Here is a 23700-nt window from a genome sequence, read left to right on the forward strand (position 1 = left end):
CTCCGCGGTGAATGACAGGAACGGCGCGGCCGGAGACATCCAGTCGCGCCGCTGCCCATCCCTCGCCGACGGTCAGAACACTGGCCCGTCCTCCATGATCGCGATCGGCAGGGTGGAGGTCGCCCACAGCATGCTCAGCGGGAGCAGCCACCAGAACGCCGCCATCCACGGCCACCAGCGCAGGCGGGCGTTGAGCTTGCGCACCATGATCACGGCACAGCCGAGCAGCCCCAGGAACGCCAGGGCGGTGGTGGCTATCGGCCACCAGATGCGGGCGGCCTCGGTACAGATCCAGGTGGCCTCCCCGGCCTCACACAGGGGGCCGCCGACCATCCGGGAGATCACCAGCAGGATGAAGGAGATCACCGCCACGGTGACCGGGACCCCGATGGCGTACCACAGCGCCTGATAGGTGGACCGCCGGTTCTTCTCGGCGACGACCGCGGGGTCCGGGCTCTCGGACAGCTCCTCAGCGGAATGCGCCGCGGGGAACGGCCGGTTGCTGAAGTCGAAGTCTGATGTCAGGTCGTTTTCCGGATGCCCCTGCGGAGTCCGGCGTCTCCGTTGTCCCTCGGGGAAGTCCTTCTCAGTCATGCTGAACTCCCTCCTTTCCTCGCCGTCTAGTTTAGCGTGGACGCAGCGTGAGGTCGGTGGCCTGGGCGTCTCCCGGCGTCGCCAGGACGCCGACGATCGCGTCGGCCACCGTCTCCGGGCTCAGAAACCGCTCCGGCTCCCAGGCTTCGCCCAGCTCACCGACGATCCGGCGCTGCATCTCGGTGGCGATTCGCCCCGGGTAGACCGAAGTGACACGGATGTCCGGCTCCTCGCCCCGCAGTCCGTCGCACCAGGCTCGGGCGGCGAATTTACTGGCGGAGTAGACCGTCCACTGCGGCCTGGTGTTCTGTCCCGCACCGGAGTTGACGTAGACCACGTGGCCGCCGGCCGCGCGGAGGGCCGGGAGCAGCCGGTTGGTCAGGTCCACCGGGGCGTGGAGGTTGACCGCCATGGTCTCCTCCCACACCGCACGGTCGAAGTCCTCGGTCCACCCGATGGGGCACATCCCCGCGCAGTGGATCAGGGCATTGAGGCGTTCCGGCATCTCCAACGGCGGCAGGGTCCCCGTGAAATCGGCGTGCCACCAGCTGGCGGCCTCGGGGCCGGGCGTGCTCCGGTACTGCGCGGTCACGGCCCAACCGTCGGCCAGCAGCTGCTGGACCACCGCCCGGCCCACACCGCCGCTGGCTCCGGTGACCAGGGCGTGCCGGGTGATTGATGTGGGGGACATGGCGGACAACCTCCGGGAACTCAACGGCACTGTGGACTCAGCCCTGACGGACCGGGTGGATCAGCACCGGCACCTGGACATGGCCGAGGAAATCCGTGGCGGTGGAGCCGATGAACACCCGCTCGATCGGCCCCGGCGGTGCGGAGCCCAGGCAGATCAGATCGCCCTTCTTCCATTTCAGTGACTCGACCGCCCCGGACCAGCCGGCCCCTGAACCGATGTCGGTGGTCATATTCAGCTCCGGGTACCGGTCCAGGACCGAATCCTTCGCCCGGTCCAGGAGTGCCATGGAGTGCTCGCGCCATTCCACGGTCAGGTCGGCCGCGAGGTCCAGCTGGTCGTTGACGGGGTCGTCCGCGATGCCGCCGGGGGAGAACGCCAGCACCCGCAGGGGCAGCTGCCACCGCTGCGCCAGCGACGCCGCGAAATACAGGCTCTGGGTGGATTCCTCCGGATCGCCGGTCAGATACGCGAAATTGACGCGGGTGACGCCCCGCTTGGACAGCTTCACCGCGCGCGGGGCCAGCGCCAGGGGCTGCGGGGAGGAGTGCAGCAGGGCGTCGGCGGTGGAACCGGCCAGGAAACGGCCCTTGGGAGCGGCGGCCTTGGAACCGAGAACCATCAGGTCAGCGCCGAAGTCGGCGGCGGCCTGGGTCAACAGCACGGACTCGCTGGTGCCATCGGAGAAGACCGAGACATCCTCGTCCCACTGCTCTTCCGGGAGCCCGGCGTTACGCAGGGCCTTGCGGACCTTGGTGTCGCAGGCCAGCGCTTCTTTGCGGTGCCACTTGCTGTACTTCCCCCCGAGCTTGCTCAGGGAGGTCGACGGCCACGGCCGCAGGAAGGTGGTGGCCACCCGCACGACTATCGGGGTGGTTCGACCCAGCCAGGCGGCGAATTCGAGACTTTCGGTACCCCGGGAATCCGGGCGCCAGGCAACCAGCACGCGAATCGGGTCGGCAGAGGATGTGGAGTCGTTAATCGGCATTCCCAGTCGAGTTCGAGAGCTAAAGGGGTGGAAGGTTCGTCCCTATTATGAGCCGTTAGCTCTCTTTCTCCGAATCCTTCACGGCACCGTAGTTGTCCGCCAACTCATTGACCAGAGAGACCAGGTCGTCCGCCTTGGCCATCTCCTCGTCGCTGAGACTGGAGAGCATCTCGGTCAGGTACTTGGTGCGCTCCTCGCCGACCCGCTTGAGCTCCGTGCCACCCAGCTCGGTGAGGGTGACCAGCACGCCGCGACGGTCGGTGGTGTCGCGGATACGGTCGACCATGCCGCGCTGCTCCAACTGGTGCAGGGCGTTGGAGGCGGTGGGCATGCGGATGCCTTCCTCTCGGGCCAGCTGGCTGATCCGGGAGGGCCCGTTTTCCTGCAGCCGCGTCATGATCGACAGCTGCGGTCCGGTCAGGGATGACTGCTCGGACAACCGGAAGTACATCACGTAGAGCTTGGTGAGCGCCGGACGGATGCGGCGGGCGATATCCTCGGGGGTGGGAGATGTCATGACCTCTACCCTAGTCAGGTTGCGCGTCAAAACAGTTCACCCCCGGAAACTGGTGTGGCGAAAATTACGGAAAGTCCCGGCTCCGCCAGCGCCCACCCCGCCGCTCCCCCAGCGGGACTAACTAGCGGGCCGCGGCATCGTCCCCGGCGATGAACGCCTCCAGTCGGGCCCGGGCCTCGTCGTCACCGAGCTGCTCCGGCGGGGACTTCATCAGGTAGGAGCTGGCCGGCAGGATCGGGCCGCCGATCCCCCGGTCGAGGGCGATCTTGGCGGCGCGGACGGCGTCGATGATGATGCCGGCGGAGTTCGGTGAATCCCAGACCTCCAGCTTGTACTCCAGGTTCAGCGGCACCTCGCCGAAGGCGGTGCCCTCCAGGCGGACATAGGCCCACTTGCGGTCATCCAGCCAGGCCACGTAGTCCGAGGGGCCGATGTGGACATTGCGGTCCTCCTTCTTGCCGGCCAGCGGGCTGTCGTGCAGGTTCGAGGTCACCGCCTGGGTCTTGGAGATCTTCTTGGATTCCAGCCGGTCCCGGTCGAGCATGTTCTTGAAGTCCATGTTGCCGCCGACGTTGAGCTGCATGGTCCGGTCCAGGCGGACGCCGCGGTCCTCGAAGAGCTTGGCCATCACACGGTGGGTGATGGTGGCGCCGACCTGGCTCTTGATGTCGTCCCCGACGATCGGCACCCCGGCGTCGGTGAACTTCCGCGCCCACTCCGGGTCCGAGGCGATGAACACTGGCAGGGCGTTGACGAAGGCCACCCCGGCGTCCAGCGCTGCCTGGGCGTAGAACTTGTCGGCCTGCTCGGAACCGACGGGCAGGTAGGAGACCAGCACGTCCACCTGGGCGTCGCGCAGTGTCTGCACGACATCCACGGGCTCGGCGTCGGATTCTGTCACGGCCTCGCGGTAATGGCTGCCCAGGCCGTCCAGGGTCGGGCCGCGCTGCACGGTCACCCCGGTGGTGGGGACCTCCGCGATCGTGATCGTGCAGTTCTCCGAGGCTTGCGTGGCCGCGCTGAGGTCCTGCCCCACCTTCGCGGCATCCACGTCGAAGGCTGCGACGAACTCGAGGTCGCCCACGTGGTAGTCCCCGAACTGCACGTGCATCAGGCCCGGAACCTTCTCCCCGGTCGGGGTGTCACGGTAGAATTCCACCCCCTGCACGAGGGATGTGGCGCAGTTGCCCACACCGGCGATGGCTACCCGGATCTTCGATTCGCTCACGTTAGCTACTCTCCTCACAAGCATGGTGGTCCAGCCGGGTCCGGCGGCGAAGGTGCCGCGGCCGGCTGCGACGGCGGCGGAGTCATCTCCCGCACGTCGTCCGAGGGACGCCCCAGGGCGTACCGACCTTTCACCGTAGGTCGTTCCGGGCGGCGGCTGAGCCACTCCTGCACCCTGATCGATCAAGAACGTGTGCGTGGATCGATCAAGTAGCGGGCGGGGAAACAACTGCGGACCGGTGCCGGGACAACGGTAGAATGTCGCTGTGGTCGTATATCGCAATGAAGTCAGCCATCAGTGGGAGAAGTATCACCTGCTGGAACAGTGGCGTGCGGGAACGGTCACGCGGGACGAGGTGTGCGACGCTGATTTTCTGTTGGTCACCGCCGCCCGCTACCACGGGCGGAGCGCCGGCCGGGACTGTCCGGTCTGCGGTTCTGAGCAGTTGCGGGAGGTGGAGTGGATCCACGGTGACTCTCTCGGCCGGATGGCTGGTACCGCGCGCAGCGTCGCGGAGATCGAGCGGATCGCCGCGTCCGGTCAGGTGCTCACGGTTCACACCGTGGAGGTCTGCCCGGTGTGCCGGTGGAACCATCTGCTGCGCGCGGTCACCGCCTCCGCCACCTGAGCGACCGCCCGGAAAACCGTCCGACGAGTAATCTGTGCAGGCTTGGCCGGGTTTTGGGGTTTCCGCGAGCGGCCTGCACGCAGTACTGTGCTCTAGCAGTAGCAACATCGATGATTGGGACTGAAGTTGTCAGAGAATAACAAGGGCGCGAAGGACAAAGCCGCCAGCCGGAAAGAGGGGAAGTCCCCGAAGTCCGGTTCCCGTAGTGCCCGGAAGAAACGGAACCCGTGGATCGGCCGCTCCATCATCGGAGCGGTCGTTCTGGCGATCCTGATTCCGCTGGGCGGGTTCCTCGTCGCGTACATCATGGTCGACGTCCCGGAGCCGGAGGAGCTGCCTGCTCCCCAGGTGTCCGAGATCTACGCCTCCGATGCGGAGACCCAGCTGGCCCGGGTCGTACCTGCGGAGGGTAACCGATCCCAGGTACCGATCGAGGTCATCCCGGATCCCGTGAAGAACGCGGTGCTGGCCGCGGAGGACCGGGAGTTCTACACCAACCCGGGATTCTCCATCACCGGCTACGCCCGCGCGGTGCTCGGTCAGCTGACGGGCAATGGCTCCGCGGGCGGTGGTTCGACAATCACCCAGCAGTACGTCAAGAACGCCCTGGTGGGTAATGAGCACTCCTACATCCGCAAGGTCCGCGAGCTGGTGTACTCGGTGAAGATGACCAACCAGTGGTCCAAGGACGAGATTCTCTCGGCCTACCTCAACACCGTCTACTTCGGCCGCAACGCCTACGGTGTGGAAGCCGCCGCGCAGGCCTATTTCGGCAAACCCGTCTCTGAGCTGGGTGCTGATGAAGCCGCCGTGTTGGCGGCCTCGATCCAGCTGCCCAGCCAGCTGGATCCGTGGACCAACCCGGAGGGCGCGCAGGGCCGCTGGAACTACGTGCTGGACGGCATGGTGGAGATCGGCACCCTCAGCGCCGGGGAACGCGCCGACATGGACTACCCGCAGACCGTCGACCCCGCCCTGAACCAGGCCTACATGGAGGCCACCGGCACCAACGGCATGATCAAGAACCACGTGATGGCGGAGCTGGCCACGGTGGGCATCACCGAACAGGACGTGAACACGCGCGGTCTCCACATCACCACCACCATCGATGCCCAGGCCCAGGAGGCCACCGTCGACGCCGTGCACAACAACCTGGCGGGTGAACGTGAGAACCTGCGTGCCGCCGCCGTGTCCATCGAACCGGGCACGGGTGCCGTGCGCGCCTACTACGGTGGTGAGGACGCCACCGGCTGGGACTACGGCAGCGCCGCCCTGCAGACCGGCTCCACCTTCAAGATCTTCGGGCTGGCCGCCGCCCTGCAGCAGGGCATCCCGCTGTCGACGATGTACTCCTCAGCGCCTGTCACCCTGCCGGGCGACATCACCATCACCAACGTCGACGGTTATGACTGCGGCTACTGCTCCATCCAGGAGGCCCTGAAGTACTCCCACAACACCAGCTTCATCCGACTGCAGCAGGACCTCGAGAACCAGACCCAGGACACCGCCGACATGGCGCACGCCCTGGGCATGGCCCGCGAACTGCCCGGTATCCCGGAGACGCTGACCGAAAACGGTGACGTCCCCTACGAGGGCATCGTCCTCGGCCAGTACCAGTCCCGCCCCATCGACATGTCCATCGCTCTGGCCACCCTGGCCAACGGTGGCGTGTGGCACCAGCCGCACTTCGTCGAGCGCGTGGAGACCGGCTCGGGCGAGGTCCTCTACCAGCACGAGGCCAGCGAGGGCGAACGCCGCGTCTCCGAGGCCGTGGCCAACAACCTGCTCTACGCCATGCAGCCGATCGCCGGCTACTCCGGCGGGGCGCTGGCCGACGGGCGGATCTCCGCCGCGAAGACCGGAACCACCCAGTTGGGCGACACCGGCAACAACAAGGACGCCTGGATGATCGGCGCCACCCCGCAGCTGGCCACCTCCGTGTGGGTGGGCACCGACGACAACTCCGCGCTGCTGAACACCTGGGGCGGCAACATGTACGGCTCGGGAGTGCCCACCGACATCTGGAAGGCCTCCCTCGACGGCGCCCTGTCCGGTAAGCCCGTGGAGCAGTTCCCCACCCCGGAGGCTGTCACCTGGGGCTCCGGGACCGGCACGGGGGCGGGAAATTCCTATGTTCCGCCGGCACCCGTTCAGACCTACGCCCCTGCCCCGACTACGGCGGCGTCCCCGACGGAAGAGATGGCTCCGGAGGGCGGTGCCGGGACCGGCGGTGAGGGGGCGACACCCACCGAGGGCGCTCCCACCCAGGGGGAGAACACTCCGCCGCCCTCCGAGTCGCAACCGGCACCCGAACCGGAAGGCGACCCCGGGGGCATCGAAGTGGCGCCGGGGATCGTCATCCCCGATGACCTGATACCGGCTCCCTAGCTGGGCCACCGGTGGACCCGGCCCCGCCCCTCCCCGGGGCGCGGGGCCGGGTTTCCTGTTTCGCGGGAGGATGGCCGCCACCGGGGGCGTGACGACGTCGCCCCCGCGCGGTTCCGCACTTCCCTCCCGCCGCCGCGGCCTGCGGCGGGATAGTGTTGATGAGGTTTGCGGGAAGCACAGAGTTTCCCGGCTGCGAGGAGAACCCACGTGAGAAGAGGACTGCGATGACGGTGGAATCCCCCCGCCGACGCCCTGTCGGCCATCCGGACGACCGGGTCTCGCCGGCCGGGACTGAACCGCTGAGCCGGGGCTTCATCGATTTCCTCGGCGGACCCACCGGGCGTTTCGCCCGGCTCGGCCGGCAACCCTGGTGGACGCCGCTGCGGGTGCTGGTGCTCACCGCACTCGTCTTCCTGTCCTTCGGCTATCTGAGCAAGGCGAACTGCACGCTGGGCACCCGCACCGCGGACGGCACGGTCAACCTCGACTGGTCGGGAAACCGCCAGTTCACCTCCGCCTGCTACAACGACATCGTCCCGCTGTTCGGCGGCCGTGGACTGGATCAGGGTGGTTTCCCCTACGCCTACTCCTGGCAGGACGGGGACCTGACCCGTTACATGGAATACCCCGTCTTAGGTGGCCTGTTCCAGGGGTTCATGGGCTGGCTGACCCGGCTGCTCTACCCCGTCGTCGATCTCATCCCCGGCCACACGGTGCCGCAGTCCGGGCTCTACTTCGCGCTCACCGCGCTGGTCATGTCACTGATGTGGGTGCTCACCATTCGCATGGTGGCGGAGTTGGCGGGTAACCGGATCTGGGACACGGTGCTGGTGGCGGCCTCTCCCCTGGTCATCGTCCATGCCTTCACGAACTGGGACATCCCCTCGATCCTGGCGGTGACGGCGGCCCTGCTCGCGGTCAAACGGGGCCACCCCTGGTGGGCCGGCGTGTGCATCGGGCTGGGCACGGCGTTCAAACTCTGGCCGCTCTACATCCTCGGCGCCTACCTGGTGCTCAGTGTCCGCAACCGCAACTTCGCCGCCCTCGGCAAGATGTTGGTCGCCACGGTGCTCAGTTGGCTGGTGATCAACCTGCCGGTGATGCTCGCCTACCCGGCCGCCTGGAACGAGTTCCTCCGGTTGAACAGCGAGCGAGGCTGGGAATGGACCACCATCTACGCCGTAATCTCCCGGGCCACCGGCTGGACCGGCTTCGACACCGGGGGCGGCGCCCCGGCGATCCTCAACACCGTGACCTTTGTGCTGTTCGCCGGACTCTGCCTGGCCATCGCCGTTCTGGGGATCACGGTGCGGCGCCGGCCACGGGTGGCGGAGCTGATCTTCCTCATCGTGGCGGCCTTCCTCCTGGTGAACAAGGTCTGGAGTCCGCAGTACTCACTCTGGCTGCTCGTACCCGCGGTGCTGGCCCTGCCTCGTTGGCGGCTGTTGGTGACCTGGATGGCCGTCGACGCCCTGGTCTGGCCGGTGCTGATGTGGCACATGATGGGCACCGAGAACATGGGCGCGCCCGGGGAGCTGCTCAACCTCGTGGTGCTCGCCCGGGACGGCCTGATCGTGGCCCTGGTGGTCCTGGTTGTCCGGCAGATGCTGGGGTTAGGCACGGATCAGGTGCGTGCCGCCCACGAGGGACGGGATCCACTGGCCGGCGTCTTCGGCCAGGCCGATCGGTTCCCACTGGGAGGCCTCAAGGATAATGAGGGCAGACACGGTGTCGCAGCCACCGGTGCCGAAACCGACGGAGCCACCGGCGCAGCAGAATCCGCTGCAGCGGCTCCGGCCCCCGGTACCCGCCGGAAGCCGGACGACACCACGGACTAAGGAAACGGGAACAGTTGTCTGACACCTTGATGATCATCACCATGGCCAGCGTGTTCGTGGGCTTTCTGTGTGTCGGTGGCGCATTCGCCGGCTTCATGTACAAAAAGTCGAAGCTGCTCATCATCGCCCTGCTCGTCATCGCGCTCCTGCTGGTCACCGCCGTACCGGTGACCATCGCCGTGCTCTTCGGCACCACTGTGAGCTGACTGCCACCGGCCCGCCGGGACTGAGGGGGGCGTCGCCGGTTTTCCGGTCGCCCCCGGTGGGCCGGCAGCGGCAAATCCCCAGGGAAACGCCGCAACCGGCAATTAACGCATTTCCCCCACGGTGGGGTACCTTTGAGAGGTTGCTTGACGCAACGACCCTCCTGCCATACCCAACCGGGGTTTGGCCGATTCAAATTACTAGACCATAGGAGGTGATGAGGTCCGTGCGTCAATACGAAATCATGATCATTCTGGATCCGAGTCAGGATGAACGCACCGTTACCCCGTCCCTGGACAAGTACCTTGAAGTCGTCCGTAAGGACAGCGGCAAGGTTGTGAAGGTTGATGTGTGGGGCAAGCGTCGCCTTGCTTACCCGATCAACAAGAACGAAGAGGGTATCTACACCGTCGTCGATCTCGAGTGTGAGTCGGCAACCGTGCTGGAGTTCGACCGTCTGCTGAACCTGAACGACAACGTTCTGCGAACCAAGGTTCTGCGCGCTGACAAGTAAGAGCGGATACTGGTGGGTGCGAACCCACCACACTCGTGGGTACTGAGCCGACGAATCACCCGGCACGCGTCAATGCGCGTGCTGCTTTCGTCGCCAGTGACACTGAACCACCGAGCACGCACAGCAGGAAGGCATCTGGAACATGGCACAGGGAGATACCCCCATCACAGTCGTCGGCAACCTCGTTGCTGACCCGGAACTACGTTTCACCCCGGCAGGCGCTGCGGTAGCCAACTTCCGCATCGCCTCGACTCCGCGGCAGTTCAACAAGCAGACCAACCAGTGGGAGGACCAGGAAGCTCTCTTCCTGACCTGCAACGTCTGGCGTCAGGCTGCGGAGAATGTCGCGGAATCCCTGACCAAGGGAATGCGCGTGATGGTCTCCGGCCGTCTGCGGCAGCGCTCCTTTGAAACCCGTGAGGGTGAGAAGCGCACCGTGTTCGAGGTGGAGGTCGACGAGGTCGGCCCCTCGCTGCGCTATGCGACCGCCCAGGTCAACCGCAACCCGCGTGAGGGCGGCGGCCAGGGTGGTTTCGGCGGCGGCCAGCAGGGCGGCTTCGGTGGAAACCAGGGCAATCAGGGTGGCTTTGGCGGTGGCCAGGGCAACCAGGGTGGCTTCGGTGGAAACCAGGGCAACCAGAGCGGCTTCGGCGGTAACCAGGGCGGCTTCGGCGGCGCCCAGCAGGGTGGCTTCGGCGGTAACAACCAGCCGAACCAGTCCAATAACGCTGGTGCTCCCGACAATGACCCGTGGAACTCCGCCCCGCCTGCCGGTGGCTTCGGTGGTGCCGACGACGAACCCCCGTTCTGATCGACAGCACAACACATCAACTGAATTCACACTTCCCTACTCGACCGGTGCGCCGGAACGGGTCGGGAAAGAACAATGAAAGGCAGGGATCATGAAGCTGATCCTCACCGCCGACGTTGACAACCTCGGAGTCTCTGGCGACATCGTGGAAGTCAAGGACGGCTACGGACGCAACTACCTGCTTCCCCGCGGCCTGGCCATCGTTGCCACCCGCGGTGCTCAGAAGCAGATTGAGGGCATCAAGCGTGCCCAGGAGGCTCGCGCGATCCGCGACCTCGACCACGCCCACGAGGTTCGTGAGGCACTGGAGGAGCTCAAGGACGTCTCCGTGGCGGTCCGCTCCTCCGAGAAGGGCAAGCTCTTCGGTTCTGTGAAGGCCGGCGATATCGCCGACGCCGTGAAGCAGGCAGGCGGCCCGACCCTGGACAAGCGCAACATCGAGGTTCCGAAGAACCTGATCAAATCGACCGGTAACTACCAGGTCAAGGTCCAACTGCACCCCGAGGTTGCCGGCAAGGTGAACTTCAAGGTCGTCGCCGCGTAATCACGCGTTCAGACGGCGGCTAGTTTCTAGCCCAACGACAACAGCACCCGACGGCCCCGACACCCTGCGGAAGTTTCTACTTCCGGTGGTGACGGGGCCGTCGGGCTTTTCCGGTGCGGGCCTTCCCGCAGGGTCCGGGAAGCTCTTGTGGATAACTGTGGATAATTGTGGAATGTTCGTGGCCCGTTAATCTGCTGTTTCCCCACGTGAGGGGACTATCGGGGCCCTAGCGTGGGTTTCAGACCGTGTCAAACCAGCTGGTGATGCGAGTTATTCACGGTTTCTCCACAGTTATCCACACCCCGAATAACGCTCCCACCAGTGTTTATGCCGGTACCTACCGGGTATTCGCGGAAGGTTGTCCACAATTTGGCCACAGTCATGCACCGAAATCGCCACTTTTCCACCGGCTGCTCAAAAGTTATCCACAGGTCCTGTGGAAGATATCCCGGATACCATAAAACTCGGGGTCTGACCCGTTCGGCCGGATTGAACTAGAAATGATGGTATGACCGTGCCACACGAGCTGTACCCCGCCACCCTGAAGAAGCCGAGGGTGCCCCGCCGGACGCGGAGCACCCCGTTGGAGGACTACGCACTCCTTTCAGATCTGCACACCGGGCCACTGGTGTCCCGGACGGGATCAATCGACTGGCTCTGCCTCCCCCGCTTCGACTCCGAGTCCATCTTCACCGCCATCCTCGGCGGCCCGGATGACGGCCGCTGGAAGATGTCGGTGGCAGACGGCACGGTGGTTTCCCGCCAGTACCGCGGGAACACCTTTATTCTGGAGACAACCTGGCAGGGACCACACGGCACCGCCCGGGTCACCGACTTCATGCCGCCCGGCAACAAGCAGGCGGATGTCATCCGCTTCGTGGAATGTCTTGAGGGAGAGGTCGAGATTGAACACGATATGCGGGTGCGCTTCAGTTATGCCCGCGTGGAGCCGTGGTTCCGCCCGACTGAGGTTCCCGGCTCGGAGGAGATCGGGCTGCTGTGCACCGCCGGTCCCGATGGTGTGCTGATCAGTGGCCCCCTCCTGCAGTCCATGGAGGATGACGCGGCTGATGACGGTGCCGGTGATGGTGACGGTGACGATGTCCTGGAGGCCTCCGGTGCCCAAACCTCCCGGTTGGGGGGACGCTTTCGCATCACGGAGGGGCAGAGTGAATCCTGGCAGTTGACCTGGTTCCGCCCCTGGCGGGCCCTGCCGGTCCCCGAGGAGCCGATCGCTGCGCTATGGAGGGCGGATAGTTTCTGGGAGGACTGGTTGCGGCGTCTGGAGACCGGGGACGTCAACCAGCGTCACGTGATCCGCTCCCTGCTGGTGCTGCGAGCCCTGACCCACCGGGAGACCGGCGGGATCGTCGCCGCCCCCACCGCCTCCCTGCCGGAGGATTTCGGCGGGGTCCGCAACTGGGACTACCGCTTCACCTGGCTCCGCGACGCCTCGTTGACCGTGGAGGTCATGGTGTCCCACGGTCTCATCAAGGGCGCCGCCAGCTGGCGGGATTGGCTTCTGCGGGCCGTCGCCGGCGATCCCGACAAGCTGCAGATCATGTACGGCCTGGGCGGGGAACGGCAGCTGCCCGAGCAGACGCTCGATCACCTGAGCGGGTACGAGAACTCCACCCCGGTCCGGGTCGGCAACGGTGCTGCTGACCAATATCAGGCGGATGTGGTGGGCGAGGTGATGCTGGCGCTGGCCAAGATCCGTGACGCCGGTTACCCCGAGACCCCCTACTCCTGGAATCTGCAGATCGCCCTGTTGGATTACACCATCGCCAACTTCGACCGGAAGGACCACGGCATCTGGGAGATGCGGGGTGAGCTCCACTACTTCACCCATGGGCGGGTGATGATGTGGGCCGCGTTCAACGAGGGCATCCGGGCGGTGGCCGAGCACGGCTTCGAAGGTGAGGTGGAGACCTGGAAGGAGTACCGGGATCGGCTGGAACAGGAGATCCTGGCCCACGGCTTCAACGAAGAGCTGAACAGTTTCACCCAGGTTTACGGCGGTACGGAGGTGGATGCCTCCCTACTGCAGCTGCCGCACACCAGGTTCATCCATCCGCGCGACCCGAAGATGTTGGGCACCGTGGCCAAGATCGAGGAGGACCTGGTGGACCCCCACGGGTTGGTCTACCGTTACCGCACCGAGGCCGGGCTCGACGGCCTGGCCGGTGATGAGTACCCGTTTCTGATCTGCGCCTTCTGGCTGGTTGAGCAGTACGCCCGCTCCGGGAGGCTGGAGGACGCCAAGCGGGACATGGACCGTCTCTGCGGCTACGCCAATGACCTCGGTCTGCTCGCCGAGGAGTATGACCCGGCGACCGGCCGCCTGGCCGGCAACTTCCCCCAGGCGTTTTCCCACCTGGCGTTGATCCGCGCCTCCGACGCCATTCGGGAAGTGGAGGAAATCGAACGCGCGGCGTCAAGCAGCTAGCCGCCCCAGCTGTGGACAACACCATCCATCCACAGCTTCAACGACTCGGTCACGAAGGGTTTTTCCTTGCCCTGCCCCGGGACTAAGGTGAGAGCACGAGCCTGAAACTCCGGGATGAAAGGGTGTGCCAGGATGTCCTCGGGAACCTCCGATGCCAGCTTCGATGACCATTATGTTCCCCCCTCCGACCACGACGCGCCCGCGAGCTTCGGCGATGCCGCGATGGCGCTACCTGAACCGGCTTTTGGCGGCGGGGGCCAGACGAAGGCTCCCGCACGCCGTTTTGAGCGCCGTAACCGGCCCCAGCAGCCGGTCACAGAGTTCCGGCAGCCGCCCCACGATAACGAGGCGGAGCAGGGTGTACTCGGCGCGATGCTCCTGGCCCCCACGACGGTCATCGACATCCTGGAGGAACTGTCGCCCGATGACTTCTACAAGCCGGCGCACCAGCTGATCTACAAGGCGATCATCGATCTCTTCTCCGACAACAAGGAGATTGACCCGGTGATCGTCGCGGGCCGGTTGGACCGCAACCTGGACCTGGACCGCGTGGGTGGCGCCCCTTATCTGCATACCCTGATCTCTTCGGTCCCCACGGCCGCCAACGCTCGCTACTACGCTGAGATCGTCTCCGAGAAGGCGATTCTGCGGCGCTTGGTCAACGCAGGCACCCGGGTGGTCCAACTGGGCTATGAGGGTACGGAGGGCGCCGAGGTCGACGCCGTGATCGACATGGCACAGCAGGAGGTCTTCGGCATTGCCCAGCGCAATGTCACCGAGGACTACGCTGTCCTGGCGGACATCCTGCAGCCGACGATGGATGAGCTCGACGAGATCGCCGCGCACGGCGGCCTCGCCTCCGGGGTGCCCACCGGGTTCGAGGACCTGGACAACCTGACCAATGGCCTGCACGGTGGCCAGATGATCATCGTCGCGGCCCGTCCCGGCGTGGGTAAGTCGACCCTGGGCCTGGACTTCATGCGCTCCTGTTCGATCGCGAACGGCAAGACCTCGGCCATCTTCTCCCTGGAGATGAGCAAGTCCGAGATCGTCATGCGCTTGCTCTCCGCGGAGACCGAGATCAAGCTCTCCGAAATGCGCTCGGGGCGGATGACAGACGAGGCGTGGGCGAAACTGGCCAACCGGGTGGGACAGATCTCCGAGGCCCCGCTGTTCATCGACGACTCCCCCAACCTGACCATGATGGAGATTCGTTCCAAGGCCCGACGGTTGAAGCAGAAGCATGATCTGCAGTTGATCGTGGTGGACTACCTGCAGCTGATGAGCTCGGGCAAGAAGGTCGAGTCCCGGCAGCAGGAGGTTTCGGAGTTCTCACGTCAGCTCAAGCTGCTGGCCAAGGAGCTGGATGTGCCACTGATCGCGATTTCCCAGCTCAACCGTGGCCCGGAAGCCCGAAACGATAAGAAGCCGCAGTTGTCTGACCTGCGTGAGTCCGGTTCCCTGGAGCAGGACGCCGATATCGTCATGCTGCTCAACCGGCCCGATTCCCAGGATCGGGACAGTGAACGTGCCGGTGAGGCCGACATCATCGTCGCCAAGCACCGTGGCGGTCCGATCGACACCGTCATGGTCGCCCACCAGCTGCACTACTCCCGTTTCGTCAGCATGCCCCGCGCGGGTTAAATCGCGCGCAGGGAAGGTCCTTCCGGCCGCGGCGCCGCGCGGGGCCTGTAGTGGAAGTGAAATTTCCCACTCTCCCGGAACATCACCCCTGAAAACTACCCCCGAAGCCGGCCGTCCTCAGATGGCCGGTTTTTCTCTTGGGGGAAACTGCTGGTGACGGCGTTTTTAGGTATTCCTATATAAAGTTACCCTTTATGAGGAACGCCTAACCAATGGTGCTTGAGCAGGAAAGAATGGGTAAATTTCTGGTCAGTAACAAGGTCTCGGACGCTCTAACACGAGCCTGATCCCACCCACAAATCATTCCGAGGAGAGACACCATGTTTGACCGCCCCTTTGATCCGGCGACAGTCGAGCTTGACACCACCACCATCACGGTCGAGCGCACCGATGACGCGACTGTCCTGAATGTCCCCCGCAGCCTCTCTGATTTCAGTCATGAATCCCGGCCGAAGACCCTCGGTGGGCAGCTGCGTCACCTCGCCCGCGATTGGTTCGGTGTCCGGGCTTAAACGTCCAGCACCTTGCCCCTCTGCTCCGGGAGGGTGAATGCCGCGAGCGCGGCGATGAAGAAGGACGCCGCGAAGATCCCGAAGAGCAGCAGCGGGCCACCGAAGAGCAGCACCGGCGGCACGATCAGGGGAGCGATGATGGAGGCGATCCTGCCGAAGCCGGCTGCGGCACCGGTCCCGGAACCACGCACCGCCGCCGGATAGAGCTCAGGTCCGATCGCGTAGAGCGCACCCCAGGCTCCCAGGTTGAAGAAGGAGAGCAGGCACCCTGCGAGGATGATCGTCGCCTCAGTGCTGGCAGTCCCGTAGAAGACCGCCGCCCCGGCGGAGCCCAGCAGAAACACCGACAGAGTGAGGCGTCGGCCCCACTTCTCGATCAGCCAGGCGGCAGTGGCGTAGCCCGGCAGTTGTGCCAGGGTGATGATGAGCGTGAAGGTGAAGGACTGCACCAGCGTATAGCCCTGGTCCACCAGCAGTGACGGGATCCAGATGAACGCGCCATAGTAGGACAGGTTCACCCCGAACCACACGGTCCACAGCGCCACCGTCCGCCGGCGCAGGAGAGGCGACCAGATGGACCGTTCCCCCGCCGCCCGATCCGGCGCCCCAGGGGCCGGGTTCTCCCGGTCTGCGGCATCGATGTCCGCGAGCTGCTCCGGAGTCACCTCCTGCTCAAAGGAGAGGACCACATCCTCGGCTTCCCGGTGCCGTCCCTTGCTCTCCAGGAACCGGACGGACTCCGGTAGTCCCAGCCGCACGTAGAGGGCATAGGCCGCAGGCACGCAGCCGAGGGCTAGGGCCCAACGCCAACCATTGTCACTGGCGGAGACCACGAAGGCACCGAGGCAGGCGGCCGTCAGCCATCCCAGTGCCCAGAAGGCCTCGAGCCACACCACCATCCGCCCCCGCACCTTCCGGGGTGCGAATTCGGATACCAGTGTGGAGGCCACCGGCAGTTCCGCTCCCAGGCCGAGTCCCACCACGAACCGCAGGATGATCAGGACGGTGAGGGAACCCGCCAGCGCCGAAGCACCGGTGGCGGCGCCGTAGACCAGCAGCGTGAGGGCGAACACCTGGCGGCGGCCGATCCGGTCGGCCAGTAATCCGCCGAAGGTCGCGCCCAGCGCCATGCCCACGAAGCCGACCGAACCCAGCCAGGAGGTCGGGGTGGCGCTCAGGTTCCAATGCACCGCCAGGGCCGCCATGATGAAGGAGATCAGCCCGACATCCATGGCGTCGAGGGCCCAGCCGATGCCGGACCCGAACAACAGACGTTTATGTCTGCGCGTGACCGGCAAACGGTCGAGCCGGGCATTGCGGCTCAGTTCCGGAGCCTGATGGGGTGTTGCGTCCCCGTCCGATGAAGTGGGTGTGCTCATTAAGGTGCCGTCCCGGAGCGTCGAAGGGAATGAATATCGAGGGGAAAGAAAGAGCATCCCCGACCACCGCCAGGGTGGATCGGGAATGCTTAGAGGATATGCTCGTAAACCGGGCGGAGTCAGGCGAAGCGGCTTCGGAATCCTTTCAGACAGCGGAGCTCGCCACGCGGGCACGTCGGGCGGCGGCCTATTGTCTGACGGTGTAGCCGGCTTCCTCGACCGCGGCGATGATCTCCCCGTCGCTGAATCCCTCGCCGGTGACGGCGACATTGCCGGAAGTGAGGTCGACGTCGACCCCCTGGGTACCCACGACCTCACTGATCTCCTCCTCGACCGCGGACCTGCAGTGCTCGCAGGTCATACCCTCGACAACGTAATTCTTGGTCATGGTGAAACTCATCTCCTCATACCGCGGCTGCGGGAACCACGGTTAAAACTTCGGCCAACTACTCGTCCCGGGCCGGGGATTCCGTACCCTGGGGCGCAAGGACCCCACCAGCTTCGGGGTCGACGCCGGGAATGATGCGGCGTCCGCCGGTGTTGTTCGGGGTAGACCCAAACGTGGTGGTCCTGAGAAGACCATACAAAGAGATTGCAGGAGATAGTTCATGGCAACCATTGATGTAACTGAAGACACATTCGAAAACACCGTCACCGCCGAGGGGATCGTCCTGGTTGACGCCTGGGCCTCCTGGTGTGGCCCCTGCAAGGCTTTCGCCCCCACTTATGAGAAGGCCTCGGAGAACCACCCGGACGCCACCTTCGCCAAGCTCGACACCGAGGCGAACCAGAACCTCTCCGCGGCCCTGGAAATTCAGTCCATTCCGACGCTGATGGTTTTCCGCGACGGCATCATGGTCTACCGTGATGCCGGAGCACTCCCCCCGAACGCCCTGGAAGACCTGATCGGTCAGGTCAAGGGTCTGGACATGGAGGAGGTCCGCCGCCAGGTGGCCGAGGCCAACGCCGCCCGCGACGCTGAGCAGCGCGACAACTCCTGATAACACTGACCGCCAAGGGCGGATCACTGACCGGCCCGGGCTTCCCCACGTGGGGAAGCCCGGGCCGGTTTCGTTCTGTCGGGGGATGTGGCCTCTCCGGGGTCTTCCAGCCTGGCCGGTTGGCGCGGCACCGCTGGCGACCCAAGACTGCTGCCTGCCCCGGAAAGGCTGCTGTTTTCAGTGGAAAGCCCAGGTTTACCCGCCGCGCTACCGCCGGAATGACGGCCATCGCAGCGTAAATCGTCCCGGCGAGGGCCTCATTTTGCCAGTAGAGTGAAACCTAACTGCTGTTCCCGGGACTCGAGAAAGTGAGTAAGACAACATCATGGCAAATCCATTCAGCAAGGGTTGGAAGTACCTCATGTCTTCGCTGGACTCGAAGATCGACGAGAACGCTGACCCCAAGGTGCAGATCCAGCAGGCCACTGACGCTGCAAAGCGCCAGCACCAGCAGATCACCGAGCAGGCCGCGAGCATCATCGGCAACAAGAAGCAGCTTGAGATGAAGCTGGACCGGCTGGTGAATTCACAGGCGGATCTGCAGGACAAGACCCGCCAGGCGCTCAACGCCGCGGATCAGGCTGCACAGGAGGGGGACTCAGAGAAATCGCAGCAGTTCAACAACACCGCCGAGGTGTTCGCTTCCCAGCTGGTGGCCGTTGAACAGCAGATCGAGGAGTCCAAGCAGCTGCATGCCCAGGCTGAGCAGGCGGCGCAGCAGGCGCAGCAGCAGCAGAAGGAATCCGAGATGCGCCTCAAGGAACAGCTCAGCCAGATTGACCAGCTGCGCGCGCAGGCCGACCAGGCCAAGATGCAGGAGACGTCCGCCAAGGCCATGGACTCGATGAATTCCCTGAAGCCGGATGATTCGGTCCCCACTCTCGACGGGGTGCGGGAGAAGATCGAGAAGCGCTACGCCGACGCCCTTGGCGCGCAGGAGCTCACCCAGCACTCGGTGAGCGACCGGATGGCGGAGATCCAGCAGTCCGGCACCGACATGAAGGCCTCCGCCCGGCTGGCGGAGATCCGGGCCCAGCTGTCCGGTGGTTCCGAGTTGACCCCGGGCGGAGCGCAGCAGAGCAGCGGTGAGCTGACGGAGGGCGCTGCGGAGACAGACACCCCGGCCGATGCGCCTGAAACCAACCCGGCCGACGAGAAGCCCGCCCAGGAAAAGCCGGGTGCCGACGCCGCCGGGGGCGCCGGTGACGGCACTGGCCAGGAAGCCGGGGGACAGGACCGGAAGTAGCCGGAACTCCCCGGCCAGGCACCTACCCCGGGACGTGAACGGACCCCGCTGCACTGCCAGAGTGCGGCGGGGTCCGGCAGGGTTCCGCCTACGCCGAATCCGGTGTCCTCAGCGTTCCCGGGGGATGTTGAGCAGCACTCCTCGGATGCCGGCATGGAAACCGTCGCGGAGGTTGACCCGCTGGGCCTCGCTCAGCGTGTACTCGTGGAGGGTCTCGCAGGCGAACTGAAGCAGGGGGCGGTCAATCTCCGGCGGCAGCCCGCCACCGGAGAGCAGGTGCGCCTGGTCCCGCTGGTCCACGCTGGCCGCGTTGTCGTACCACCACGAGGCGTACTGCTGGCCCACATCATAGGGGGTCTGCGATCCAGCTGAGGTCCACACCTCATTTGGCAGTGGTACATAGCGCGAGCGCAACTTCCGGCGGGGCGCCATCATCGACGGCTTGGGCGGACCGGAGGGTTTCGGCACCTTCCGGGTCTCGGATTCCACCGCGGACGCCGGTGGCGTGGCTGGTGACGCGGGCTCCGCCATGGAGCCACCGACATCGTCGGGCGCAGTTTCACTCCGGGCTGTCGGTGTGGCCGGTGCCGCGCTCGCGGACTCCTCCGCGGCTGCCGTCTCCTCCGGTGTCTGAGTCGGAGAAGAATCAGCGGGTTTCCGCTCCCCCGGCTTTGGTGTCACCGGGCCGGTCCCGGCGAGGTCATTCGGCGTCGGTCCCTTGGGTGCCTGCTCCGCCGGAGCGGGGACCGACGGGGCGTCGTCAGCCGTTGGCTCGGCGGCAGAGGCGGCACCGGTGGACGAGTCCTCGCCTGCGGACCGGGAGTTGGTCGGCGGTTCCGGTGGCATGGCGGACTTGGGCACGGTGGTCGGGCTCATGTCATCGACGGGCTCGGCGTCACCGATCGGCTTGGTGCGCACTGACAGCGGCAGCGGTCCCTCGAGCACCTGCAATTGCATGGTGTCGGCGAAGTCCTCCCGCGGATCGAGGATCGTGGTCGTGTCACAGGCGTGCCGCAGCGCGGAGGACATGGAATCCCAGCCGAAACCGTAGAGGTGCACCCGGACTCCGGCGCTGGTGGCCTCCTGCACTCCGGGGATCATGTCGGCGTCCCCGGAGACCAGGACGATGTCCGAGCAGTGCTGGCGGACCGCAGCCAGGACCATGTCCGCGACCAGGCGGGTGTCCACGGCCTTCTGGGTGCGGCGCTCCCCCCATTCGATCAGCTGGCCGGCGCGCAGGAGCACGCCGTCGCAGGTCCGCAGAGCACGCTGGTAGCGGTGCGGACCGGAATCGGGGATGCCGTCATACCAGAACTGGCGGTGAATGGGTTGGTTGAGCTGATTGTTAATCATGTTCCCGAGCTGTGCCACCACCTCGGGAAGATCGATTTCTAACTGCGCCCGGGCGCCGGTCTCCCAGGAGTTGTAAAAGCTCGCAAGCAGGTAGGACGTGTCGACAAATACTTGTGTTCGCTCAAGCATGGCTCCTAATTTCCGTTCATTTACGTTGTCTCAAACAGTTGTCACCCCCAAGCATGCCCTAATTGGAGGGAGAGCGTCGAAGGCATACGGGTTTCCCCGGTCATGGCGTTGATTGATGGAACTACATGCAGTGATCGGTGTCAGTTATGCCCTGTTTTCGGGTAACCAAGTCGTTTGTGCACGGCAATCACGGTAAACCCAGCTCTGTGGATGGAGTGGCGGGGCCCTTGCGACGCGTCCCTTCCGACCCTATGGTTAGTTACACAAGTAACCAACTAACTAACCGACGTGGGATCGCCGGAGGTGGGGAACATGGATGGGGTTGCGGCACCGCTCTTCCGTCAGATCGCTGCCTTGCTGGAGGACGCGATCGTCGAAAATCAGCTGCATGCCGGGGAACGGGCTCCCTCCACCAATGAACTGGCGGAATTCCACCAGATCAATCCCGCCACGGCACGCAAGGGGCTGACCCTGCTGGTCGAGCTGGGAATTCTGGAGAAGCGCCGCGGTATCGGAATGTTCGTCACGGCCGAGGCCCGCGGCATCATTCTGGAGCGCCGCCGCCAAGATTTCGCCGCCAACTATCTCGCTCCGCTGGTCGATGAGGCCGTCAAACTGGGCCTGTCCCGCACGGATGTCCATGACCTGCTGGAACGTGTCGCAGAAAGCCGAGGACTGTATCAATGACACCTGCTGATAGGGATGTTTCCGTGGTTACCGCTGGGCCTCACAGGGATCAGGCCCGTTGTTCGCCACGTTCGGCAGGGACCTGCTGGAGAATCCGACCTCGTCGAATGCCGCCATTGCTGCGGTGGCCGGCGGCACCTTTTTCCTCATCGGACTGTACCTCCAGTACCGGCTGACCCACGCTACAAATGGCGCCCGCATTCTCCCTGACACCCACAAGTTCGCTGATAGGTAGGAGCACGTTCATGACTTCATCACTCATCACCGCCACCAGGCTGAGCGCCAGTTGCCCGAAAGCCGGGCAAGTGCTACTGGACCTGGACTTCTCCCTGGAGCCCGGACTCATTCACGGGCTCATCGGCCCCAACGGCGCCGGCAAGACCACGCTGCTGCGGGTGCTCGCCGGCCAGCTTCAACACGATGGCGAGGTGCGGGTTTTCGGAACCGATCCTTTCGATAATCCGGGGGTCATGGACCGCACGGTGCTCGCGGGTATCGACGCCCCACTCCCCGACGCCTGGTCCCTCAAGAAACTGTTGGCGGTGGGTGCCGCCCGCTACATCGGCTGGGACGGGGACCGGGCGCAGGAGTTGGCGGAACGCTTCGAGCTTCCCGGTAGAAAGGCCTACTCCGCACTCTCCCGCGGCCAGAAGTCAGCGGCCGCACTCGTACTCGCGGTCGCCTCCGGGTGTGGACTGCTCCTACTGGATGAGCCGTACCTCGGGTTGGACGTGGAGAAGCGTGAGGAGTTCTACCGGCTGCTGCGTGAGGAGACGGTTCGAAGCAACCGCACCATCGTGCTGTCCACCCACCATCTGCACGAATCGGAGAAGCTGTTGGACACGGTTCTCTATCTGGAGGAGGGCCGGGTGCACCTCAACGGTGCGATCCAGGAGATGTCCGAGCAGATCCTGGAGGTGTTCGGATCGGCCGAAGAGGTGGACCGTCTTCTCAGCCGGCTGGGCCCGGTGCCGGAATTGCAGCGGGAGGAGATCCCGGTCGGCCGCCGCAGCGTGATTGATCTGCGGCAGCAGCCTGTGCTCGCCGACGCCGCGTACGACCTTCCACCAGCTTGGCGGGCGATTGCGGGTTTCCGGGATCACGCTGGAACAGGCTGTATTGGCTATGAGCGGGGAACCACGATGAACCGCACCGCGAATGAACTGAAACTCTTCGGCCACCTCGCACTGACGCCGTACCTGCTGATCATGTTCGCCTTCGGAATTGGCATGGCGGTGATGATCACTCTGACTCCCGACGGGTGGCAGCGCTGGTTCTTCCTCCTCGTGCTGCTGGTCTATCTGCTGAACACCAGCCCAGATTTCCGGGACTACCAGGCGGTGGACCTGAGTCGCGTCCACTGGTCGCGGCACAAGCAGGCCCTCCTTGCGGTGTTTGCCCTGATGTTGCTGGTGACCACTGGTGTGGTTGGGGCAATCTCCGCTGCAGGGATCGACTGGGTCCTGGTGGCTGGCGTAGTGGCAGTACTCGCCTACCGGCTGATCCGCCGCCCTCGTCCGACCGAGCCCTGGATGGGAACCTCAAGGACGCGGGCCGAGGCCAAGGACGACGGTGCAGGCGGCGGGTTGCCGATGACACCGGTCAACCAGATCATCCGTGCTCCCCAGGGGAAAACCTGGGTGGGGCTCTGGGCCAGCTTCCTGGTGGCGATCCTCGGCATCGATCTGGTGGCCGGCTTATTCGCCGAGCCTGACCCTCTGCGAATCGTCTTTGTGGCGGTGGCGATGGCTCTGTTCGTCGGTTTCCAGATGATGAAGACCGTGGGGCAATCCCTTGAAAATTGGATACGGATCGGCGGGGGCAGGCGACGCTGGGCCCACGAAACCGCGCTGTTGGGGTTGATCGGCCCGGCGATGGTGGGAATCGACGGTGGGCTCTACGCCTGGCTCGCCGGCACCGGGCCTGCAGCCACCACGGTCGTGACCCTGTCTATTACGGCGCTGACGGTCCCCGTGCTGGCGGTGTTGCTGGAGCTGTCGGGACGGAACAGCAACTGGTGGATCACACTGATCTTCTGCGCTGCCACTGTCCTGTTCCTGGTGTTGCTCGCTCGGGGCGATGCCGACGCCGTCAGGACGATCGGGTTGGCTGCTCTCCAATACCTGGCGTTCGCCTTGCTCCTGCCGACGGTGGTCAAACGTCATGTTGTCTTCGCCGGCGGACTGCGCAGCTGGCTCGGGCTGCGGACCGGACGGGGATGACGCGACTGTGGTGGTGGTTTTGGTGGTGTGAGCTGCGGGTTTGTGGTTGGGGTGGGTGGGTGTGTAACTTTATGGGAGTCGCCGCGACCGACAACGCCCCGAATACACAGTGTGACTGTGGTTTGTGATTGGC

General features: G+C 65.0%; 22 protein-coding genes and 2 pseudogenes. 16 read left to right on the forward strand and 8 right to left on the reverse strand.

Features of this window, described 5'->3' with window-relative positions; genetic code table 11:
* Positions 1-72: 72 nt before the first annotated feature.
* The 5 genes from ACQCVD_RS08920 to ACQCVD_RS08940 form a co-directional block, all read right to left on the reverse strand.
* Entirely contained in the window at positions 73-594 is a 522-nt protein-coding gene (locus ACQCVD_RS08920) for a hypothetical protein (protein WP_426823388.1), read from the reverse strand.
* Between the two features lie 31 nt (positions 595-625).
* On the reverse strand, positions 626-1270 hold the full coding sequence (locus ACQCVD_RS08925) for an SDR family oxidoreductase (protein WP_426823414.1): 645 nt from the start codon (positions 1268-1270) through the stop codon (positions 626-628).
* A gap of 52 nt (positions 1271-1322) precedes the next feature.
* On the reverse strand, positions 1323-2273 hold the full coding sequence (locus ACQCVD_RS08930; RefSeq protein ID WP_426823389.1) for a universal stress protein: 951 nt from the start codon (positions 2271-2273) through the stop codon (positions 1323-1325).
* Between the two features lie 55 nt (positions 2274-2328).
* Positions 2329-2790 (reverse strand): MarR family winged helix-turn-helix transcriptional regulator, encoded by a 462-nt coding sequence (locus ACQCVD_RS08935; protein WP_426823390.1) that lies wholly within the window; start codon positions 2788-2790, stop codon positions 2329-2331.
* Positions 2791-2911: 121 nt separating this feature from the next.
* Positions 2912-4018, reverse strand: a complete 1107-nt coding sequence (locus tag ACQCVD_RS08940) for an inositol-3-phosphate synthase (protein ID WP_426823391.1) — start codon at positions 4016-4018, stop codon at positions 2912-2914.
* Between the two features lie 265 nt (positions 4019-4283).
* On the opposite strand from ACQCVD_RS08940, the gene ACQCVD_RS08945 reads away from it, so the two are divergent.
* The 10 genes from ACQCVD_RS08945 (at position 4284) to ACQCVD_RS08990 (ending at position 15550) form a co-directional block, all read left to right on the forward strand.
* Positions 4284-4646 carry a DUF5318 family protein gene (locus ACQCVD_RS08945; protein WP_426823392.1) on the forward strand — a complete coding sequence of 121 codons (363 nt, stop codon included), beginning with the start codon at positions 4284-4286 and terminating at the stop codon, positions 4644-4646.
* Positions 4647-4772: 126 nt separating this feature from the next.
* Positions 4773-7034 (forward strand): transglycosylase domain-containing protein, encoded by a 2262-nt coding sequence (locus tag ACQCVD_RS08950; protein ID WP_426823393.1) that lies wholly within the window; start codon positions 4773-4775, stop codon positions 7032-7034.
* Between the two features lie 224 nt (positions 7035-7258).
* Positions 7259-8872: a glycosyltransferase family 87 protein gene (locus ACQCVD_RS08955; RefSeq protein ID WP_426823394.1), complete on the forward strand. Its 1614-nt coding sequence runs from the start codon at positions 7259-7261 to the stop codon at positions 8870-8872.
* A 14-nt stretch (positions 8873-8886) separates the two neighbouring features.
* Positions 8887-9078: a hypothetical protein gene (locus ACQCVD_RS08960; protein WP_426823395.1), complete on the forward strand. Its 192-nt coding sequence runs from the start codon at positions 8887-8889 to the stop codon at positions 9076-9078.
* Between the two features lie 224 nt (positions 9079-9302).
* Positions 9303-9590, forward strand: a complete 288-nt coding sequence (gene rpsF / locus ACQCVD_RS08965) for a 30S ribosomal protein S6 (RefSeq protein WP_426823396.1) — start codon at positions 9303-9305, stop codon at positions 9588-9590.
* Between the two features lie 142 nt (positions 9591-9732).
* Entirely contained in the window at positions 9733-10401 is a 669-nt protein-coding gene (locus tag ACQCVD_RS08970) for a single-stranded DNA-binding protein (protein WP_426823397.1), read from the forward strand.
* Between the two features lie 91 nt (positions 10402-10492).
* Positions 10493-10945: a 50S ribosomal protein L9 gene (rplI, locus tag ACQCVD_RS08975; RefSeq protein ID WP_426823398.1), complete on the forward strand. Its 453-nt coding sequence runs from the start codon at positions 10493-10495 to the stop codon at positions 10943-10945.
* 508 nt (positions 10946-11453) lie between these two features.
* A complete protein-coding gene (locus tag ACQCVD_RS08980) occupies positions 11454-13394 on the forward strand; it encodes a glycoside hydrolase family 15 protein (protein ID WP_426823399.1) in 1941 nt (646 codons plus the stop codon).
* 132 nt (positions 13395-13526) lie between these two features.
* The gene (gene dnaB / locus ACQCVD_RS08985; RefSeq protein WP_426823400.1) at positions 13527-15038 is read left to right on the forward strand and encodes a replicative DNA helicase; all 1512 of its coding nucleotides are present in this window, start codon (positions 13527-13529) and stop codon (positions 15036-15038) included.
* A gap of 320 nt (positions 15039-15358) precedes the next feature.
* Positions 15359-15550 carry a hypothetical protein gene (locus ACQCVD_RS08990; RefSeq protein WP_426823401.1) on the forward strand — a complete coding sequence of 64 codons (192 nt, stop codon included), beginning with the start codon at positions 15359-15361 and terminating at the stop codon, positions 15548-15550.
* Here the strand turns inward: ACQCVD_RS08990 and ACQCVD_RS08995 are convergent.
* Positions 15547-16929 carry an MFS transporter gene (locus tag ACQCVD_RS08995; RefSeq protein WP_426823402.1) on the reverse strand — a complete coding sequence of 461 codons (1383 nt, stop codon included), beginning with the start codon at positions 16927-16929 and terminating at the stop codon, positions 15547-15549. The two genes, ACQCVD_RS08990 and ACQCVD_RS08995, sit on opposite strands and share 4 nt — an antisense overlap.
* A gap of 187 nt (positions 16930-17116) precedes the next feature.
* The gene (locus tag ACQCVD_RS09000) at positions 17117-17317 is read right to left on the reverse strand and encodes a heavy-metal-associated domain-containing protein (RefSeq protein WP_426823403.1); all 201 of its coding nucleotides are present in this window, start codon (positions 17315-17317) and stop codon (positions 17117-17119) included.
* Between the two features lie 220 nt (positions 17318-17537).
* Between ACQCVD_RS09000 and trxA the strand changes: the two genes are divergently transcribed.
* Together trxA and ACQCVD_RS09010 are read left to right on the forward strand one after the other, a co-directional pair.
* Positions 17538-17930 (forward strand): thioredoxin, encoded by a 393-nt coding sequence (trxA, locus tag ACQCVD_RS09005; RefSeq protein ID WP_426823404.1) that lies wholly within the window; start codon positions 17538-17540, stop codon positions 17928-17930.
* Between the two features lie 325 nt (positions 17931-18255).
* Complete coding sequence (locus ACQCVD_RS09010; protein WP_426823405.1) at positions 18256-19176, forward strand: PspA/IM30 family protein; 921 nt, start codon at positions 18256-18258, stop codon at positions 19174-19176.
* A 108-nt stretch (positions 19177-19284) separates the two neighbouring features.
* On the opposite strand, the gene ACQCVD_RS09015 is transcribed toward ACQCVD_RS09010, so the two are convergent.
* Complete coding sequence (locus ACQCVD_RS09015; protein WP_426823406.1) at positions 19285-20658, reverse strand: NYN domain-containing protein; 1374 nt, start codon at positions 20656-20658, stop codon at positions 19285-19287.
* A 312-nt stretch (positions 20659-20970) separates the two neighbouring features.
* Here ACQCVD_RS09015 and ACQCVD_RS09020 point away from each other — a divergent pair, with 312 nt between their 5' ends.
* The 4 genes and pseudogenes from ACQCVD_RS09020 to ACQCVD_RS09035 form a co-directional block, all read left to right on the forward strand.
* Positions 20971-21345, forward strand: a complete 375-nt coding sequence (locus ACQCVD_RS09020; RefSeq protein ID WP_426823407.1) for a GntR family transcriptional regulator — start codon at positions 20971-20973, stop codon at positions 21343-21345.
* 58 nt (positions 21346-21403) lie between these two features.
* Entirely contained in the window at positions 21404-21580 is a 177-nt protein-coding gene (locus ACQCVD_RS09025) for a hypothetical protein (RefSeq protein WP_426823408.1), read from the forward strand.
* Positions 21581-21701: 121 nt separating this feature from the next.
* Positions 21702-22001 (forward strand): annotated as a pseudogene (locus ACQCVD_RS09030) (ATP-binding cassette domain-containing protein); the annotation flags it as partial.
* A gap of 24 nt (positions 22002-22025) precedes the next feature.
* Positions 22026-23567, forward strand: a pseudogene (locus ACQCVD_RS09035) (hypothetical protein); the annotation flags it as partial.
* Positions 23568-23700: the final 133 nt, after the last annotated feature.

It is taken from the genome of Corynebacterium halotolerans, assembly GCF_050107895.1.
In the GTDB taxonomy this organism is placed as follows: domain Bacteria; phylum Actinomycetota; class Actinomycetes; order Mycobacteriales; family Mycobacteriaceae; genus Corynebacterium; species Corynebacterium halotolerans_B.

Coding starts and splice junctions, on each gene's coding strand:
- ACQCVD_RS08920 (WP_426823388.1), bottom strand. CDS start 594: ATGACTGAGAAGGACTTCCCCGAGGGACAACGGAGACGCCGGACTCCG.
- ACQCVD_RS08930 (WP_426823389.1), bottom strand. CDS start 2,273: ATGCCGATTAACGACTCCACATCCTCTGCCGACCCGATTCGCGTGCTG.
- ACQCVD_RS08935 (WP_426823390.1), bottom strand. CDS start 2,790: ATGACATCTCCCACCCCCGAGGATATCGCCCGCCGCATCCGTCCGGCG.
- ACQCVD_RS08955 (WP_426823394.1), top strand. CDS start 7,259: ATGACGGTGGAATCCCCCCGCCGACGCCCTGTCGGCCATCCGGACGAC.
- ACQCVD_RS08970 (WP_426823397.1), top strand. CDS start 9,733: ATGGCACAGGGAGATACCCCCATCACAGTCGTCGGCAACCTCGTTGCT.
- rplI (WP_426823398.1), top strand. CDS start 10,493: ATGAAGCTGATCCTCACCGCCGACGTTGACAACCTCGGAGTCTCTGGC.
- ACQCVD_RS08980 (WP_426823399.1), top strand. CDS start 11,454: ATGACCGTGCCACACGAGCTGTACCCCGCCACCCTGAAGAAGCCGAGG.
- dnaB (WP_426823400.1), top strand. CDS start 13,527: ATGTCCTCGGGAACCTCCGATGCCAGCTTCGATGACCATTATGTTCCC.
- ACQCVD_RS08990 (WP_426823401.1), top strand. CDS start 15,359: ATGTTTGACCGCCCCTTTGATCCGGCGACAGTCGAGCTTGACACCACC.
- ACQCVD_RS08995 (WP_426823402.1), bottom strand. CDS start 16,929: ATGAGCACACCCACTTCATCGGACGGGGACGCAACACCCCATCAGGCT.
- ACQCVD_RS09000 (WP_426823403.1), bottom strand. CDS start 17,317: ATGACCAAGAATTACGTTGTCGAGGGTATGACCTGCGAGCACTGCAGG.
- trxA (WP_426823404.1), top strand. CDS start 17,538: ATGGCAACCATTGATGTAACTGAAGACACATTCGAAAACACCGTCACC.
- ACQCVD_RS09010 (WP_426823405.1), top strand. CDS start 18,256: ATGGCAAATCCATTCAGCAAGGGTTGGAAGTACCTCATGTCTTCGCTG.
- ACQCVD_RS09015 (WP_426823406.1), bottom strand. CDS start 20,658: ATGCTTGAGCGAACACAAGTATTTGTCGACACGTCCTACCTGCTTGCG.
- ACQCVD_RS09020 (WP_426823407.1), top strand. CDS start 20,971: ATGGATGGGGTTGCGGCACCGCTCTTCCGTCAGATCGCTGCCTTGCTG.